The organism is Microbacterium sp. 77mftsu3.1 (assembly GCF_900100525.1).
In the GTDB taxonomy this organism is placed as follows: Bacteria; Actinomycetota; Actinomycetes; order Actinomycetales; family Microbacteriaceae; genus Microbacterium; species Microbacterium aquilitoris.
In genome coordinates, this window is sequence record NZ_FNCR01000002.1 from 622,000 (window position 1) to 638,573 (window position 16,574).

11 protein-coding genes are annotated in these 16,574 nt (G+C 69.3%); 8 read left to right on the top strand and 3 right to left on the bottom strand.

All coding sequences use genetic code 11. From position 1 onward, the window contains the following. The first annotated feature begins 91 nt into the window (after window positions 1-91). The 3 genes from BLR68_RS07915 (at window position 92) to BLR68_RS07925 (ending at window position 4,822) form a co-directional block, all read left to right on the top strand. On the top strand, window positions 92-1,183 hold the full coding sequence (locus BLR68_RS07915; RefSeq protein WP_018187364.1) for a glycosyltransferase: 1,092 nt from the start codon (window positions 92-94) through the stop codon (window positions 1,181-1,183). Beyond that, window positions 1,180-2,148, top strand: a complete 969-nt coding sequence (locus BLR68_RS07920) for a glycosyltransferase (RefSeq protein ID WP_018187363.1) — start codon at window positions 1,180-1,182, stop codon at window positions 2,146-2,148. The genes BLR68_RS07915 and BLR68_RS07920 overlap by 4 nt, the downstream gene beginning before the upstream one ends. Window positions 2,149-2,467: 319 nt before the next feature. Continuing rightward, the gene (locus tag BLR68_RS07925) at window positions 2,468-4,822 is read left to right on the top strand and encodes a polysaccharide pyruvyl transferase family protein (protein WP_018187362.1); all 2,355 of its coding nucleotides are present in this window, start codon (window positions 2,468-2,470) and stop codon (window positions 4,820-4,822) included. A gap of 33 nt (window positions 4,823-4,855) precedes the next feature. On the opposite strand, the gene BLR68_RS07930 is transcribed toward BLR68_RS07925, so the two are convergent. Continuing rightward, on the bottom strand, window positions 4,856-5,599 hold the full coding sequence (locus BLR68_RS07930; protein ID WP_018187361.1) for a glycosyltransferase family protein: 744 nt from the start codon (window positions 5,597-5,599) through the stop codon (window positions 4,856-4,858). A 143-nt stretch (window positions 5,600-5,742) separates the two neighbouring features. Here BLR68_RS07930 and BLR68_RS07935 point away from each other — a divergent pair, with 143 nt between their 5' ends. Genes BLR68_RS07935 through BLR68_RS07945 form a run of 3 tightly spaced genes read left to right on the top strand, consistent with a single transcriptional unit; the run spans window position 5,743 to window position 10,543 of the window. Then, window positions 5,743-7,578: a glycosyltransferase family protein gene (locus BLR68_RS07935; RefSeq protein WP_018187360.1), complete on the top strand. Its 1,836-nt coding sequence runs from the start codon at window positions 5,743-5,745 to the stop codon at window positions 7,576-7,578. Next, window positions 7,579-9,510, top strand: a complete 1,932-nt coding sequence (locus tag BLR68_RS07940) for a hypothetical protein (protein ID WP_018187359.1) — start codon at window positions 7,579-7,581, stop codon at window positions 9,508-9,510. Then, entirely contained in the window at window positions 9,503-10,543 is a 1,041-nt protein-coding gene (locus BLR68_RS07945) for a glycosyltransferase (protein ID WP_018187358.1), read from the top strand. The genes BLR68_RS07940 and BLR68_RS07945 overlap by 8 nt, the downstream gene beginning before the upstream one ends. Here BLR68_RS07945 and BLR68_RS07950 read toward each other — a convergent pair whose 3' ends face one another. Continuing rightward, window positions 10,544-11,584, bottom strand: a complete 1,041-nt coding sequence (locus BLR68_RS07950; RefSeq protein WP_018187357.1) for a glycosyltransferase family protein — start codon at window positions 11,582-11,584, stop codon at window positions 10,544-10,546. 8 nt (window positions 11,585-11,592) lie between these two features. Further along, window positions 11,593-12,333 carry a polysaccharide pyruvyl transferase family protein gene (locus BLR68_RS07955; protein WP_231370973.1) on the bottom strand — a complete coding sequence of 247 codons (741 nt, stop codon included), beginning with the start codon at window positions 12,331-12,333 and terminating at the stop codon, window positions 11,593-11,595. A 205-nt stretch (window positions 12,334-12,538) separates the two neighbouring features. Between BLR68_RS07955 and BLR68_RS07960 the strand changes: the two genes are divergently transcribed. Then, window positions 12,539-14,671: a cellulase family glycosylhydrolase gene (locus BLR68_RS07960; RefSeq protein WP_018187355.1), complete on the top strand. Its 2,133-nt coding sequence runs from the start codon at window positions 12,539-12,541 to the stop codon at window positions 14,669-14,671. Window positions 14,672-14,681: 10 nt separating this feature from the next. Next, on the top strand, window positions 14,682-16,463 hold the full coding sequence (locus BLR68_RS07965) for a DUF4012 domain-containing protein (protein WP_018187354.1): 1,782 nt from the start codon (window positions 14,682-14,684) through the stop codon (window positions 16,461-16,463). Window positions 16,464-16,574: the final 111 nt, after the last annotated feature.

The following is a 16,574-nucleotide window of genomic DNA, read 5'->3' on the forward strand; positions in this document are numbered from 1 at the left end:
CCCTTCCGCGTCCCCGACCGGCGGTCCGCCGTCTGACAGAATGAACGTCGGATGGTGAGGATCGGATGACGCAGGTGAAGCGGGACGCGTCGTGAGCGGCATCCTCGTCCACGAGTGGCTGTCTCGGCACGGGGGCTCTGAGAACGTGTTCGACGTGCTCGGCGGGGTGTTCCCCGACGCCGAGCGGTGGTGCCTCTGGAACGAGAGCGAGGGACGATTCTCGGGCGTCCACGAGACCGCTCTGGCCCGGACCCCCCTCCGCGGGCACAAGGCGGCCGCCCTGCCGCTCATGCCGCTGGCTTGGCGGGCGCTGCCGGAGCGGGAGGCCGACTGGGTTCTCTGCAGCAGTCACCTCTTCGCTCATCACGCGCGATTCCGCGGGGCCGCGCGCGAGGCGCCGAAGCTCGTCTACACCCACACCCCGGCGCGGTACATCTGGACGCCCGAGCTCGACGGCCGTGGCGGCGGCGTCGCCGCTCGCGCCGCATCCGCCCTGCTGAAGCCGCTCGACCGGCGCCGCGCAGCCGAGCCCGTCGCCATCGCCGCCAACAGTGCCTTCATCGCCGACAGGGTCGCGCGTGCCTGGGGTCGCGACGCCACCGTCATCCACCCGCCGATAGACGTGGCACGGTTCGCCGACGCGCAACCGACGGACGAGACGGATGCCGCCGTGGCCGGCCTTCCGCGCGACTATCTGCTCGGGGTCTCGAGGTTCGTCCCGTACAAACGCCTCGAGCTCGTCATCGACGCCGGGGTCGCGTCGGGCCTCCCCGTGGTGCTGGCGGGTGGGGGAGCGGACGAGGAGAGGCTGCGCGCGTACGCGGCGGAGCGCGGGCATCCCGTCACGATCGTTCGAGACCCGTCGTCCATCCTGCTGGCCGCGCTGTACCGGGGCGCGCTCGCGCTCGTCTTCCCCGCCGTGGAGGATTTCGGCATCATGCCGGTCGAGGCGATGGCGGCGGGCACGCCCGTCGTGGGGAACGCCCTCGGGGGAGTCGCCGAGAGCGTCATCGACGGGGTCACCGGCGCGCTCGTCCACGAGTGGGCGGGCGAGGACCTGCGCGCCGCGGTCGAGCGCGCGGTGGCGTCGAGCCGCGAGGCGTGTGTGAGGCGCGCATACGAGTTCGATCGTCCCGTGTTCGAGGCGCGCATCGCCGACTGGGTCGCGGAGGAGACGGCGTGAGCGGGCTCCTCGTCGACGACCGGTACCGCGGTGCGCACGGGATCGGGCGCTACGCCCGCGAGGTGCTCGGTCGTCTCGATCGCGACTGGCGCGGCCTGGGACTGGACGGCACGCCCTACAGCCCGTTCGACGCGTTCCGTGCCCTGCCGGATCTCGCCGCGGGATCCGTGGTCTATTCGCCCGGGTACGGGGCGCTGGTCCGCGCGCCGCGGCAGGTGCTGACGATCCACGACCTCATCCAGCTCGAGAGCCCCTGGCCCGGCCGCGCGAAGTTCCTCGCCTACTACGGCGGCCCCGTGCGGCGTGTGGTCCGGCGAGCCGGCATCGTCCTCACGGTGTCCGAGACCTCGGCCGAGGCGATCCGGCGGTGGCTGCGCGACGACGCCGTCGACGTCGTCAACGCCGGCAACGGGTGCTCGGCCGCCTTCACCCCCGACGGGCCGCGCGAGGTCGCATCCGACCCGTACGTCCTGTTCGTCGGGAACGTCCGGGTGCACAAGAACCTCGATGTCGTGCTGCGCGCCCTCGCGGTGACCAGCGGCATCCGTCTTCGCGCGGTCGTGCCGGCCGGCGAGTCGGACCAGGTGCGGCAGGCCGCCGAGCGACATGGAGTCGAGGCCCGGGTCGACGTGGTGAGCGGTGTCGACGACGCGCGGCTCGCCGAGCTCTACCGGGGCGCCGCCGCGACCGTCATGCCGTCGTTGCTCGAGGGGTTCGGACTGCCCGCCCTCGAATCCGTGGCGAGCGGGACGCCGGTCATCCATTGGGCCGGATGCCGCGCCGTCGCCGAGATCGTGGACGGGCGCGGCCCGGCGATGACCGACGCGCACGATGCGCACGAGTGGGCCGCCGCGATGACGGATGCCGCCGCATCCCCTCGCGCCGTCGACCCGCCGCCCGGCACGTACGACTGGGATCGCACGGCGGGGATCGTCTCCGCGACGCTCGCGCGTGCGGGCGGGTGAGCGGGTGCCGGGTGAATTCGCGCTCCGGGGCGAACGTATAGAGTGACTGGGCGGCACCGGTGGCGTGTGGCTCCGGCCGCCGTAACGCAGCCCGGCCACCGCAGCGAACGTGCTCGGTCGGACACGATCTGATTCGGGGATGTCGGCGGCGCCGTGGCGTGTGGACGTCCTCCCGATCGATGAGGGGTGCGCGCGTCGGCGGGGGCGATGCCCCGCCAAGGGCGAGTGGGCGCGAGCCTGCCGCAGACATGCGCCGAACGACGTGTTCGGCTCGTCGCCACCCGGGGGCGAGGATGCGATATGGATAAAGTGGGGATCTATGCGATTGATTGAGTACGACGCGTCCGAATTGACTCCTGAGGAGTGGCGCGACGGGGGCGAGGCTCGAGCGTTCAACCCGACGATCGCAGAGGTCGATGGCGGCTACGTCATCGCCTATCGCGTCGTCCAGGTCGACTCCGACCATCGGCGCATCGCCACCGCCCGCCTCGACGCCGATCTGGCGTTGGTGCCGGGCAGCGTCCGTCCTCTGTCGGACGAGATCGCATTCGCTGACGAGGGGCTTCCCGAGCGCGCGAAGACGTGGCACGCGGACCCCGTGTACCTGTGGCTGCGCGGCCGCCTCTACCTCCTCTGGAACGACGGGGGTGCTCGTCCGAGCAACCACCAGTTCCTTCTCGAGATGACGTCCGACGGTCAGCACCCGGCGTCGCCCGCCCGGGAGCTGACGACCCTCGACCGACGCCCGATCGAGAAGAACTGGACCCTCTTCGAGGCGGACGGCGAGGTCTACGCGAGCTACTCCTACCGGCCGCACCGCGTTCTCCGCGTCGACCTGGACAGCTCCGACACCCGCATCGTCGCGACGACGGCCCACCGCAGCAACTTCACGACGGACTACGAGCGCATCTTCGGCATCATCCGTGGCGGGGCACAGCCCGTCCGCCGCGGCGACAGCTTCCTCACCCTCGCGCACACGAGCTTCAAGACGGCCGACGGCCGTGTCTACCGGGGCGTGCTGCTCGAGTTCGAGGCGACGGCCCCCTTCCGGATCACCCGGATCGACGAGGTGCCCTTCGACCTCCCGAACCCCCGCGGCGCCAACTTCAAGCACGAGAAGCTCAACCCCGACGTGCACGAGGTCGTCTATCCGCGCGGCATGGTCCAGCGCGGCGACGACTGGGTGGTCGCCTACGGTCTCAACGACGAGGAGTGCGCTGTCGCAATCGTCCCCGGGGACGCGATCACGTCCGCCCTCGGTACGCAGGTGCGCAGCATCTTCACCACCGCGGATGCCCGTGCCCGCCTGACCTCGCTTCCTACCGAGGACGTCAGTTCCGGCTCGTCACCGAGCCTGCCGGTGTTCTGGTACGACGCGAAGAACAAGCTCTTCGACCCGTTCCCCGCCGGCCGTCGTTTCAAGACGGGCAACTTCGGCGACCTCGCCTCGCGCTGGGCGGCGAAGCGGGTTTCGGGCGTCGAGCTGCGCGAGCCCGCTCCCGGGGCACCTCGGCTGCTCGCGATCGGCTCCGTCCTGCAGCGCGCGACGGACGGCGATGTCGTCTGGGGGTCGGGCGTGAAGGGTGGCTCCGATCCGCTGCCGGTCGGGATCGACCTCGACGTGCGCGCGGTGCGCGGACCGTACTCACTGGAATATCTGGCCGAGGCGGGTGTCTCGACGGAGCGCGTCACGCACACCTTCGACCCGGGCGTGCTCTTCCCGACCCTCTTCGCCTCGGAACTCGCTCAGACGCCCGACCGTCCGGGGCTCCGGATCGTGCCGCACTACCGCGATGACCTGGTCCTGCGCCGGAAGCACTACGAGCACCTCGATGCCTTCATCTCGGTCGACACGACTCCGCTCGGCATGATGCGAGCGATGAAGGGTGCGGACCGCGTGATCGCGAGTTCGCTGCACGGCATCATCTTCGCCGAGGCGATGGGGATCCCCGCCTACTGGTTGGCCCCGGTTGGCGGCGAGGACGAGCTCAAGTACTACGACTACTACTACGGCACCGGTCGTACGGACGTGAAGCGGTTCGAGTCGATCGACGACGCGATGCGGGCAGACCCCATGCCGCTTCCGACGTTCGACATCGAGGCCTACCTCGCGACGTTCCCCCACGACGCGGTCGACCGCCTGACCTCGGACATGATCCGTCCTGGCCAGCGGTTCCCGTTCACGCAGTGGGGACTCCACCACTTCGCCCGCAACTTCCAGCTGGCGGGTTTCGGCATCCGCGATCAGCAGGGCGTCTGGATGACGGAGCCCCGCGCCGCACTCAGCGGCGAGCTCGAGGGAGCTCCGGGCGACGTGTTCGACGTCACGATCACCTTCGCCCCCGGCGACCCCACGCTGTTCGCCAACTCGCAGAGCCTGCGCGTCCAGGCGAACGACGGCCCCGCGCAGGTCGTGCGGTGGCGCCCGGGAGGACGCGACCCCGTCGAGGTCACCTTCCAGGTGACCGCTCGCTCGACGAACCCCCTCCTGCAGCTGGACTTCGGTGTGACCCCCTCGCCGGCGACGACGAACATCACCCTCGTCGACAAGCTGGCCCGCCGCGACCCGACCGGGCTGCTCCGGAAGATGATCCCCGCGGCGCCGCTCGGCAAGAAGCCGCGCTACGGCGTCATCAAGGCGGTGCGGGTGTCGTCGCTCACGCGACGCGCGTGACTGCGCCGCGGGTGGGGCGTCCCTCGGGGCGCCTCACTCGCGCGGCGGGATGTCCGCGGGGTAGAGGCCCCGCAGATTCGCCATCTCCTTCTTGTAAGTGAGCGCCTCGCTCATTCCCCACTTCTCGGCGAAGTCGAGTGACTGGCGGCCTTTGTCCTTGCCGGTGAAGTGCAGGACGAAATGCTCGAAGCCGCCCGCGACGAAGTGGCGCGGCCGGCAGTTGAAGGCGGTGTAGTCGAGTTGGGCGTAGAAGCCCTCGACCGCGAAATCCGGGTTCGTCATCATCTGGTAGACGAGCGCATCCTGATCTCCACCCGTCCAGTACCCGTAGACCGAGTCGTCCCACCACTCGCGCGCCTTGGCCAGATCGGTCGCGATGGTGGCGTCGATGAGCTTCCGGCCCAGCTCGGTGTTGCGGATCAGCATCGTGCCCGAACTCATCCAGGTCCAGAGGTCGGTGTCCTTCGGGCTCGCGCAGAAGATGATCGTCGCATCCGGATGCGCGTCGATGAAGCTCGTCAGGGTCGTCTTGCGGCCGGTGAAGAACGCGTCGTCGTCGATCCAGAAGAGCCAGTCGAACAGCGGCAGGAACTTCTTGATCTTGGCGAGCTTCAAGAAGAAGTTCTTGTGCTGAGCGGGTTCGGCCACCGGAGCGATGTCGAAGATGTAGGTGTACCCGTGGGCGCGCGCGTAGAGCTCGTGATTGACGTGCGCGTTCGTCCTCAAGCGGTCGCAGTAGCTGATGATCCCGACCCGCGGACCGGTTGGCTCGCTCATGGTCGGGATGTTACGGCACGGGTCGGAACGACCGCAGGCACTTGCGCTTCCCGGTGGCGCAGGGCATGCGGTCGGATGTCGCCGGGTAGGATTCTCGTGCCTCACACCGCATACCGGCGCGCGCGCGTCAGACAGGTCTCGCTTTGTCTCTTCCCCCTGATGTCATCGTCTGTTCGTTCTTCACCGATGACGAGTACTACCGCGGATGGGCCAAGAAGCTCGAGGAGAACCTCGACGATCTGGGCATCGCGCACGTCTTGCGTGAGGTGCACAAGGAGCCCGGCCAGGACTGGGCTGACATCTGCCGCCAGAAGGTCGCCTTCCTCGACACCGTGTGCCGTGAGAACCCGGACGCGCGCGTGTTCTGGACGGATGTCGACTGCGAGATCCTCGACCTTCCCGCGTACGTCCGCAACTTCACGGCCGACATCATCGGCTTCCAGCACGGTTTCTCCCGCCCGATGGAGATCGGCTACAAAGCCGCCACTCGTTTCTGGGCGCCGAGCTTCATCGGCGTGAACACGACCCCGGCGGCCCGCAAGTTCGTCTCGGATGCCGCCGACTTCGAGCGCCTGTCGACGCTCAAGGCCACGGATGACTACTTCTTCGAGGAGTCCTGGCGCGCGAATGCGGACTCGCTCAGCTTCCAGGTGATCCCCGCCGGCGGCGTCCTGGGACGCGGTAACGGCGACGTCACCGCCTTCTACGCGTTCGGGTCGAGCGGCAACGTTCCGCAGTTCCGGAACCTGGTCGTGCAGCACACCGCTCCCGGAGCCAAGGCGGCTCCGACGTCCCGCGAGGCCGGCGCGATCGCCTGGAAGGTGCGCGTCAAGGTCGCCGCCTACCGGGCGCTCAAACAGGTCGACGCCGTCGTGACGCGGGTCGCGCCGCAGCGTGCGCCTCTCGTGCGCGACTGGGTCAAGCAGCATCCGCTCATCCACCGCATCCGTCCGATCACGCCTCCCAAGGCCGACAACCACCGTTCCCGCCTTCTTGCGCAGGCCGTGGCCGTCGGTCAGCGGGGCGACCTCGAGCGTTTGGACGCGATCGAACGTCGGCTGCACGCCGGTGGCATCCTCTCCGCTGCGGAAGCCGCCACCGTCGATGCGGCGAAGGCGTTCGCGTCGTACGCCACCTTCGGGTCCCCGGCCGCTGACTCGGCCGACACGACCGCGGCGGTGCCCCTCGTCTGGTGGCCCCGTCCCTTCCCCGGCAACTTCGGGGACTGGTTGAGCCCGCTCATCGTGGCGAGCGTCGCGAACACTCCGGTGGAGTTCGTGCCGGCGACGGGCAACGCGCGCAAACCGCATCTCGTCGGCCTCGGTTCGATCGCGAAGTTTGCGAACGAACACTCCGTCGTGGTGGGTTCCGGTGCGTCTGCGGGCGATGCGGAGCTCCACCCCGGGGCGCGGTACCACTCGCTCCGTGGTCCGCTGACCGCCGACATCCTCACCGCCCGCGGCGGTCCCGCCGTCACCACCTTCGGCGATCCCGGAGTGCTCCTGCGTCGCGTCCTGCCCATGGAGCGCCCCGAGACGAACGGCCGGCTGGCACTCGTCCGTCACTTCACCCACGCGACGCTCCCGGTGCGCCGGCCCGCCGGCCTCGATGAGATCAGCGTGCTCCAGTCCAGCCCCGAGAGTCTGCGGACGTTCATCGAGAAGCTGCACCAGTACGACGGCATCGTCACGAGCGCGATGCACGTCGCGATCGCGTGCCACAGCTACGGCATCCCGGTAGCGTTGATCGGGTTCGAAGGTGCGGCGAGCACCGTCGCCGGAGACGGGATGAAGTACCGCGACTACTCGCTCGGCGCGGGTCTCGAGCGGCTCTGGGAGCCCCAGCAGCTGATCCTCGACCTGCGCAACGTCGACCTTCGGTCGATGCTCGACTCCGAGTACGTCGCCGAGGAGAAACTCGACGAGGTCGAGGCAGCCATCAAGAACGCCGTCGCCGACTGGCGAGATATCGTCGCCTGAATGTTCCGGGACATCTTCGCGGCGTTCGCCCAGCAGTTCCCGCGCTGGCGGGAGCGGCGCATGATCATCGCGCTCCTCGTCCTGATGGCGATCCTGCCGGTCGGGGAGCTCCTCGTCCTGCAGGTGTTCTCGAACCTGCTGGTCGAGGCTTCGCAATCCCTTGCCGGGAAGCTCGGCACGGTGGTGCTCCTCCTGTCGCTCTTCCTCGCGGGGTTCGCGGTGACACGAGGACTCCAGCACGGCACGAAGTTCTGGCGTGTGCGCATCTTCCGCGCCGCCTTCGCCGACCTGCAGGACCGAACCGGAGCAGGCGCCGCGAACTGGCAGTGGGCGAGGGCCTTCGGCGTCTCGTCGATCATCGCCGACCTCATGCAGATCGTCGCGGTGCTGGGCGTGCTCTTCTACTTCGATCTCGTCATCGGAGGCGTGAGCGCCGTCCTGACGGTCGTCGTGATCATCCCCCTGTCCCTGCTGTACCGGCGTCAGCTTCGGGTTCAGCTCGAGTTGATGGATGCGCCGGTGAAGCGCGTCGAGGCGCCCATCCGGGAGCGCATCTACTCCGGCGAGTTCGCCGCGATCGCGGCATCCGCCGGAAGTGGGATTGCCCTCGCGCTCGTCGTCCTGCGGATCTTCTCCGGCGGGCTCGATGTCGCCACGGCGATCGTGCTCGCCATGGCCCTGCGCATCTACTTCGGCCGCATCGCGGCGCTGTCTCCGACGTTCATGCGCTTCGCGCGTGACTCGCTGCGCCACCAGCGGGACGTCGAGCGGTATCTCGCCCGAAACGGGAGCGCCCCGGATCCGGCGGCCGACGGCGATTTCGACAGCGATACCGACGCCGACCCGGATGCCGTCGCCGCTCCCGTCAAGGACGAGAAAGCGGAGAGCCGGCGTCGATCGGCTCTGGTCGGCCGGATCCTCCTCGAGGCGCAGCGGGGCGAGAGCGCCCGCTTCCACCGGGCCGCGTCGCAGCTCTGGTCGAACGGCGATGTGACCGTGCCGGAGCGTAACGCGATGCGAGGCGCCGAGGCCTTCCTGGCCTATGCGACCGCGTCCTCCGCCGAGGCGGTAGCCGACGATCCGGTTCCACTGTTCTGGTGGTCCAAGCCGTTCCCGGGTTCGTTCGACGAGTGGTTGAACCCCTATCTCCTGGGAGCATCGACAGGGCGGGCGGTGCGATTCGCTGCCGCGACGGGCGCGCAGGAGGTCCCGCCCCATCTCATGATGGGCGGGTCGCTCGCGTCCCACGCGCAGTCCCGCTCGATTCTCGTCGGAACCGGTGTGTCCAAACTCGAGGCCACCGTCGAGCCGACGGCCGAGTTCATCTCCCTCCGCGGACCGCTCACTCATCGCGTCGTCCGCCGCAACGGCGGCAGCGTCACCGACAGCTTCGGCGACCCCCGCCTTCTCCTCCGGCGCGTGCACCCGCTCACGCTCGGGGGCAACAACGGGCGGCTGGCCTTCGTGCGCAACCACTCGGACGTCGGCGTCCCCTACGTGCTCGCCGAGAACATGGATGAGATCTCCATCACCGGTTCCGCGCCGGAACAGGTCGTCGGCCTTGTCGACCGACTCGCGACCTATCGCGGCGTCGTGACGACGAGCCTCGGCGTCCTCGTCGTCTGCCAGAGTTACGGCATCCCGAGCGCCCTCGCCTGTGAGGACGAGAGCCGGCGGATCAAGCGTATGGACATGGAGCTCCGTGACCACCTGCTGGGTTCGGGTGCAGAGGGGGACTGGGAGCTCCACAAGGTTCCTCTCGACCTCGGCCGCGTGCCGTGGTCGCTCCGCCTCGTCGGCGAGAGGATCGCCGACACCAAGCTGGACGAGATCTCGGCGGCGCTCGAGTTCGGACTGAGCCGGCAGGCCGAAGCGGTCGCTGACGCCCTCGAGCGCGAGCTCGCGGATCAAGAGCTCCCGGGCGATGGCTGACCGTCCGGGTCGTCGCCTTCGCGTCACGCAGCTGCTCGCCGACCCGAACCGGTCCGCTCGCCCCGTCGAGAACCCCTACACGTCGCTGCTCGTCTCCTCATTGCCGGACGAGCGGATCGAGACCCGGTACTTCCGGTGGGCGGACGTGCTCACCTCGGATGCTGACGTGGTCCACGTGCATTGGCCCGAGAACTCCCTCCGGCATCCGCGAACGGCTGTGCGTCTCCTCAAGCGCGCCCTGTTCCTCCTGTTCATCCTGCGCCTCCGGATGCGTCGGATCGCCGTCGTGCGGACGGTGCACAACGCGCGGCCGCACGAAGAGGGGGACCGCGGTGAGCGATGGATCCTCGGCCTGCTCGAGGCTCGGACGACGCTGTGGGTGACGCTCAACGACGTGACGCCGACGCCGGATCCCGGCAGGACGGTGGTCATCCCGCACGGGCACTATCGGGATCGGTTCGCCTCTCCGACGCCGGAGCCGCGGCGAGGGAATCTCGTCCACTTCGGGATGCTGAAGCCCTACAAGGGCGTCGATGAACTGATCAGCGCCTTCGCCGCCGTGCCCCACGAGCTCGATTACCGCCTGCACATCGTCGGGGAGAGTCACGACGGGCCGCTGACCGAGCGGGTGCGCGCGGCTTCGCGCCGCGATGAGCGGATGGATATCGACCTGCGGTTCGTCGACGAGACCGAACTGGCGGATGCCGTCGGTGCCGCGGAGATCGTCGTCCTGCCGTACCGCGCGATCGAGAACTCCGGCTCGGCGCTGCTCGCCCTGTCGCTGCATCGCCCTGTCATCCTCCCCGAGTCCCCTTCGACCCGGCTCCTGGAGGAGGAGTTCGGCGACGAGTGGGTCGGCCTCTACCGGGGACCGCTCACCGCCGAGACCCTCCAGCGCGCAGTCGAGGACCTCCGCGATCGACCGAGGGACGCCGCCGGCCCCGACATGTCGGAACGCGACTGGCCGCGCCTCGGCTCGCTGCTGGCCGATGCATACGACCGCGCTGCCGCATCGCTCAGGCGCCGGGCCTGATCACAGGCCGCCGACGAATGCGAGGATGGCGGCCACCTTCGCCGTCCACGAATGGGACTGGGCGAGTTGCGCGCCGGATCCGTTCGGCTCGCGCCTCTCCAGAGCCGCCTGCAGTGCGCTCTGGGCCTCCGCCTCGTCGGCGTAGGTGTAGACCCCGTTCGGGGGATCGGAGGCGATGACCGGAGTGCGACGCGAGACCACGTTCAGCCCGCTCGCGAGGTACTCGTACAGCTTCATGGGGCTGCGACCGGCGTTGCCGGGGTCATCCGACAGGGGCAACAGGCCCACGCGGGCCGCCGCGAAGCGCGCGGGGAGCTCGTCGTAGGGGAGAGCGCCGAGGACGGCGACGTTGTCGGGGAGCGTCGGGGGCTCGCCGGTGAGCGGCCCGATCAGCTCGAACCGCACGTCACGGTGCGCACCGGCCCAGCGTGCCACCTGCCCCCAGTCGAATCGCCGGTCGAGGGCGCCGGCGTAGACGCACGTCTCGGCGCGGATGCCGTTCGTCTCGGTGAACCGCGCCGTGTCGACACCGTTGGGCACGACGATCGCGGGCACGCGCACGTCGCCGAGGCCCCGCAGCACCTCGACCGACGTCGCGATGACACCGTCCACGTGGTGGAGGGCGTCACGCTGCAGACCGGCCTTCATCCCGCGCGGGTACTCGTCGGTCGGGCGGTAGACGACGATGTCGGCGAGCTCTCGCACGGACTGGTGCCACATCAGCGGTTGGTCCACGAGGACGAGGTCGAACCGGTCGAGCCGGCGCCGTCGTAGTTCGGTGGCGACGGAAAAGGTGCCGATGCCCGCGGGGAGCGCGGTACGCGGCACGATGTGTCGCACCCCCGAGGCATCCACTTCATCCGAGGGCGTTGCGCGCGCGCGACTGCGAGGGACGCGACCGAGCACGCGATGGACCATCGAGATCGGCGTCGAGAGGTGGACGACGTCGTGGCCGAGGCGGGCGAGTTCCGCGGCGAGGTGGTGGCTGCCGACGCGGAAGATCCCGTGGCTGTCGGTGTGGCTGACGAAGAGGATGCGCATGGGCTGATTCACGGCGTCTGTGCCGCCGATGTGCTCCAGAGGTCATCAGGGAACGCCTCGAGCAACGCCGCGGCATCCCACCCGCGGAGTGGAGGGGCAGGAGGTGTGTCGAGAGCGGCGCGCCAGTCGGATGCCGCGACGGGAAGCGCTCGGCCCGTCCCCGCGTAGTAGTCCTCGTACTTGAAAGCCGGCTCGGTGCTCGCGGCGACGAGGACGGCGGGGACGCCGAACGCCTCCGCGACGACGATCCCGTGGAGCGAGCTCGCGATCACCGACTCCGCCGATGCGATCTGCCGGACCTTCTCGAGCGCCGGTCCCCTCGGCGACAACGCCGTCGGGGGGAAGCGGTGCCGGTCGTGCAGATTGGGGACGAGGACGGTGCCGCCGGAGCCGCGCACGATGCCGAGCTCGTCGTCCGTCCACAGGTGGGGGAGGAGGAGAGCCGGGTCGCCGAACACCTCGCTCGAGCGGTTCCCTCCCTCACGCAGGCGGGCCGCGGTCAGCGGGCCGCGCACCGCGCGGACGTCGAGGTCCCTCGGGATCGGGGCGGGCTCCTTGACGTTCGCCCCGCTTCCCCAGACGACGTCGCCGGGGCGGGCGAGGTGCAGGATCGAGCCCACGGCGAGGATGCGGCGCAGCTCCGGCCGCTCCTCGAGTCCTCGCGATCGTGCGATGCGGGCCACGATCTCCGGGCCGAGCAGGTCGCCGAAATTGTTGACACGCGGACCCACGTGGATCCGTGCCGTCACCCGACCGGATCCGAGCTTCCGGCGAGGGTTCCAATACACGACGCGCGGCACGGTCCCTCATCTCGGTCGGCGAACGCCCCGAGCCTAGTCGACGGATGCCGCGCCCCCTCCGCCGGGCCGAGCGCAGCGATCCGCCGATTCGGTGAGGCCAGGGACATCTGTGAGGATGGGGGCCGACTGTAGACGTATCGAGAGGCTGCGACAGGTGCGGATCAAGAAGTGGCAACTTTTCGCGGGCGGTGCTGTCGTGCTCGCCGGTGGGCTCACGACGGCGATCATCGTCTCCAACTCCTTCGCCTCGAACGGCGTGGCGCCCACGACGCGGCCGACGGCCGAGGCGCAGCAGACGCCCACCCCGACACCGACTCCCGAGCCGCAGCCGGCACCGGAGCCGCAGTCCGCGCCGTCGTACGGTGATCTGGTCGGGTGGGATCAGGCAGGGACGACCACGGTCGCCCGGGTGCTGCCGCAGGTCGGCGATGCCGCGGCCGGGTCCGTCGCCGCGTACGTCGACGCTCCCGTGGTCGACAAGCAGACGACGGTCCTCCAGTCCGTCGCGAAGGTCGATGCGGGTGCGCAGTACACCTTCACGGCGCAGGTCCGCTCTGCCACGGCGTTCCCCGAGCCGGTCGACGCGAAGATCGTCGTCGGCGACACCGAGATCCCCCTCCCCGACATCAGTGCCGCATGGTCCGAGGTGACCGCGGACGTCCGCGTTCCCGCAGGCGCCGACACCGTGGCGGTGGGCCTCGTCGTCACCGGCCCGGTGCGCGGCCTCGGGCTCGACGCCGTCTCGCTCACTGCGGTGACCGGCGGATCGAACGCCGTCGCCAACGGCTCGTTCGAGGACGTCAAGACAGACGACCGCATCCTCAACCGCTCCCTCATCCTGCCGGCGAGCCGACCCGTGCTGGCCGTCCGGCTGCCCGAGGGCGCCGCTTCCTGGAAGGCTTTGGATGCCGCCGGCAAGGTCGCCGCGTCCGGTAAGGCCGATCTCTCGAGCCCCATCAGCAGTGTCGACCTGACCGGCCTGCCTCAGGGGTACTACGACGTCTCGGTCGAAGCGGGCGGCACGTCGGTGTCGACGCTTCTCGGCGTCGTCGATTTCGACGGGGTCGAGATCGCGAAGGACGACCGGTTCGGGGTGGGCCTGCACGTCGAGAACGGGATCTACGCCGGCGCCGCCGACCTCGCGGCATCCCTCGGGATCGGGATGGCGCGCAACGACGTCCTCTGGCGCGACAACGAGACAACGAAGGGGAGATACGACTTCGCGGACCACTACGTCGACGGCTTCGCCCGCCTCCACGCGCACGACATCAAGGTGCTCGGCATCGTCAACTACGGCAACTGGCTCTACGGCAACGGGCAGGTTCCGGTGTCGGGCAACGCCATCGCCGCCTACGGCAAGTACGCGGCTGCGATCGCCGACCGCTTCGACCTGGTCGGGCTCGAGGTCTACAACGAGTTCAATCACGCCCGCTTCAACAAGTCCTCCTGCGGCACCTCGCCGCGCTGCTACGTGCCGCTGCTGAAGTCCGTGCATGACCAGGTCCGCAAGGTCGACCCGAAGCTCCCGATCATCGCGGGGGCGACGGCGCGGTACGAGTCGGACTGGTTCGACGGGCTGTGGCGCGCGGGCGGACTGAGGTACTCCGACGCCGTGAGCTTCCACCCGTACGAGGTCTCGAGCAAGCCCGAATCGCTCGCCGGCATCATCGACGAGGCGAACAGCAGCATGACGGCGAACGGCAAGACGACCCGACCGATCTGGATCACCGAACTCGGAAGCTCGTCGAAGACGGGCGGCCGCACGGTGTCCGCTCAGGCGGACTACCTGGTCCGGACCGCGACGACCGCCCTCGCCGGCGGAGCCGAGAAGTTCTTCTGGTACGACCTCATCAACGATGATCCGGATCCCGGCAAGCACGAGGGCAACTTCGGCATGTACTACCAGAAGAGCAAGGGCGTCGCGGCCCTCCAGCCCAAGCCGGTCGGCTACGCCCAGGCCCTGATGATCTCGCAGCTCCAGGGGCGTGCGTTCGCGGCATCCGAGTCGGTGGGCAAGGGCATCCAGTCGCACCGTTTCGGCGACGAGGCGAACGCGGTGCGCATCGTCTGGTCGCCCGCCGGCAAGGGCACGATGACGCTCAAGAGCGACGTCCCGGTGGCGGTGACGAACATGAACGGGGCCACCCGGTCGGTCGCGCCCGTCGACGGCGTCGTGACGATCCCCGTGAGCCCGCGCCCCCAGTTCGTCCAGACGAGCGCGGCGCCCGCCAACGCGACTCCGACGCCGACGCCGACGCCGACGGTCTCCCAGGCTCCCGCCGAATAGACTGTGACCCATGCCTCCTGAGACCCGTCGCGGCGCCCGCGAAGCGGCCGCCCGAGCTGCGGGAGACGCGTCGCCGTCGACCGATGCCTCCACCGAAGCCAAGCCCAAGGCCTCGCGTCGCCGAATCGTGGGCCGCGTGGTCCTCGGCCTCGTGATCGTCGTCCTGGGGCTCTCCGCGTGGTTGGCCGTGAAGGTCGTCATCGCGAAGAACGGCCTCGAGTCCGCGCAGGCGGCGGTCGCGTCCATTCAGAACGGCGGGCAGGTCTCCGAGGCCATTCCGCGGCTCTCCTCGGGCGCGGCGGATGCGGCGGGCGCTGCAGCCGACCCGGTCTGGCGCATGGCGGAGTTCCTCCCCTTCGCCGGCGACAATCTCCGCGGCGTGCGGCTGGCGTCCGAGACGCTCGACGTCTTCGCGAACGGCGTCGGTCGCCCGGTCTTCGCCATGCAGGATGACGGCAAGGGCAAGATCCTCGCCCGTGCGCTGCCGCTCATCGAGGCCGCAGCGCCGAAGCTCGACAAGCTCCGCGGCGAGCTGACGGGTGTCGCCGCTTCGGGCAGTCTCGTCGGTCCGGTGAAGGCCGGCGTCGAGCAGGTCGCAGAGGTGGCGGATGCCGCCGGGCCGCTGTTCGATCTCTTGCCCCGACTCCTCGGCTCGGACGAGAAGCAGAACTACCTGCTGGTGTTCCAGAACAACGCGGAAGCCCTGCCTCTGGGAGGAAGCTCCGCCTCGCAGACGCTCATCACCGCCGATGCCGGTGACCTCGCGATCGCCAACCAGGCCAGCAGCGCCTCCTTCGTCGAGGGGTCGTTCGTCGACATCGACCTGCCCGAGTCCGCGAAGACGCTCTACGGCAGCCGCTACGGCAGCTACATCAACCTCGCGCCGTCGCAGCCCGACTGGCCCGGGGCGGCCGCCATGGTCAAGGCGTTCTGGAACCGCGACATCGACGACACGCGGATCGACGGCGTCATCTCGGTGGACCCCGTCGCCCTGCAGCGCATCCTCCTCGCGACCGGCCCCATCGAGGTCGACGGGATCACCATCGATCACAACAACGCCGTGAAGACCCTCCTGAGCGACGTCTACAAGTGGTGGAACCCGTACGACGATCCCGACCTCAAGTCGGACGCCTTCTTCGCCGGTGTGGCGGGCTCCGTTTTCAGCAAGATCGCCAGTGGCGACTTCAACATCAAGGACATGGCCTGGGCCATGACCGAGAGCATCAACCGCGGCAGCATCCTCGCGTGGAGCAGCGATGCCGAGACGCAGAAGATCATCGGCGAATCGGGACGCCTGTCCGGCATCCTGCCGAAGGAGAACACCGCGCAGACGGTGAACGGCGTCTTCTTCCGCAACGTCTCCGCGTCGAAGATCGACTATTACACGAAGACGGCTGTCGAATCGACGCTCTCCTGCGCCGATGGGGTCACGACCCTCACGACCACCGCCAAGGTCTCGCTCGACATCACTCAGGGTGCAGCCGAGGATCTTCCGACGTACGTGCAGAGTCGCGCTCAGGGCGCGAAGTACTTCGGCACGCAGGTCTACATGTACGCGCCTCCGGGAATGGAGCTCGCCTCCACCGAGACCACCGGTGGTGCCTCCGCCTTCCGGCAGGGGAACGTCGACCTCGGCCGGGTCGTCGAGCCCTTCCAGGCCCGATTGACCCCCGGCGGGACCTTCACCGTGACCGCGACCTTCACGGGGAAGGGCGATTTCGGACCCCTCGAGCTGTGGACCACCCCGATGATCCACGAGACCAAGACGACGGTCACCGACACTTGTCATTGAGCGGCTGAGCGGGTATTTCCAGCTGTTTGATAACATCCTCGGAGACCGGCACCCGTCCGTCGTCGAAGATGCGAGGCCTGCCGGAGGAGTGGACGTCGTCCGCGCCGTCGA

Coding starts and splice junctions, on each gene's coding strand:
- BLR68_RS07950 (WP_018187357.1), bottom strand. CDS start 11,584: ATGCGCATCCTCTTCGTCAGCCACACCGACAGCCACGGGATCTTCCGC.
- BLR68_RS07940 (WP_018187359.1), top strand. CDS start 7,579: ATGTTCCGGGACATCTTCGCGGCGTTCGCCCAGCAGTTCCCGCGCTGG.
- BLR68_RS07930 (WP_018187361.1), bottom strand. CDS start 5,599: ATGAGCGAGCCAACCGGTCCGCGGGTCGGGATCATCAGCTACTGCGAC.
- BLR68_RS07925 (WP_018187362.1), top strand. CDS start 2,468: ATGCGATTGATTGAGTACGACGCGTCCGAATTGACTCCTGAGGAGTGG.
- BLR68_RS07965 (WP_018187354.1), top strand. CDS start 14,682: ATGCCTCCTGAGACCCGTCGCGGCGCCCGCGAAGCGGCCGCCCGAGCT.
- BLR68_RS07945 (WP_018187358.1), top strand. CDS start 9,503: ATGGCTGACCGTCCGGGTCGTCGCCTTCGCGTCACGCAGCTGCTCGCC.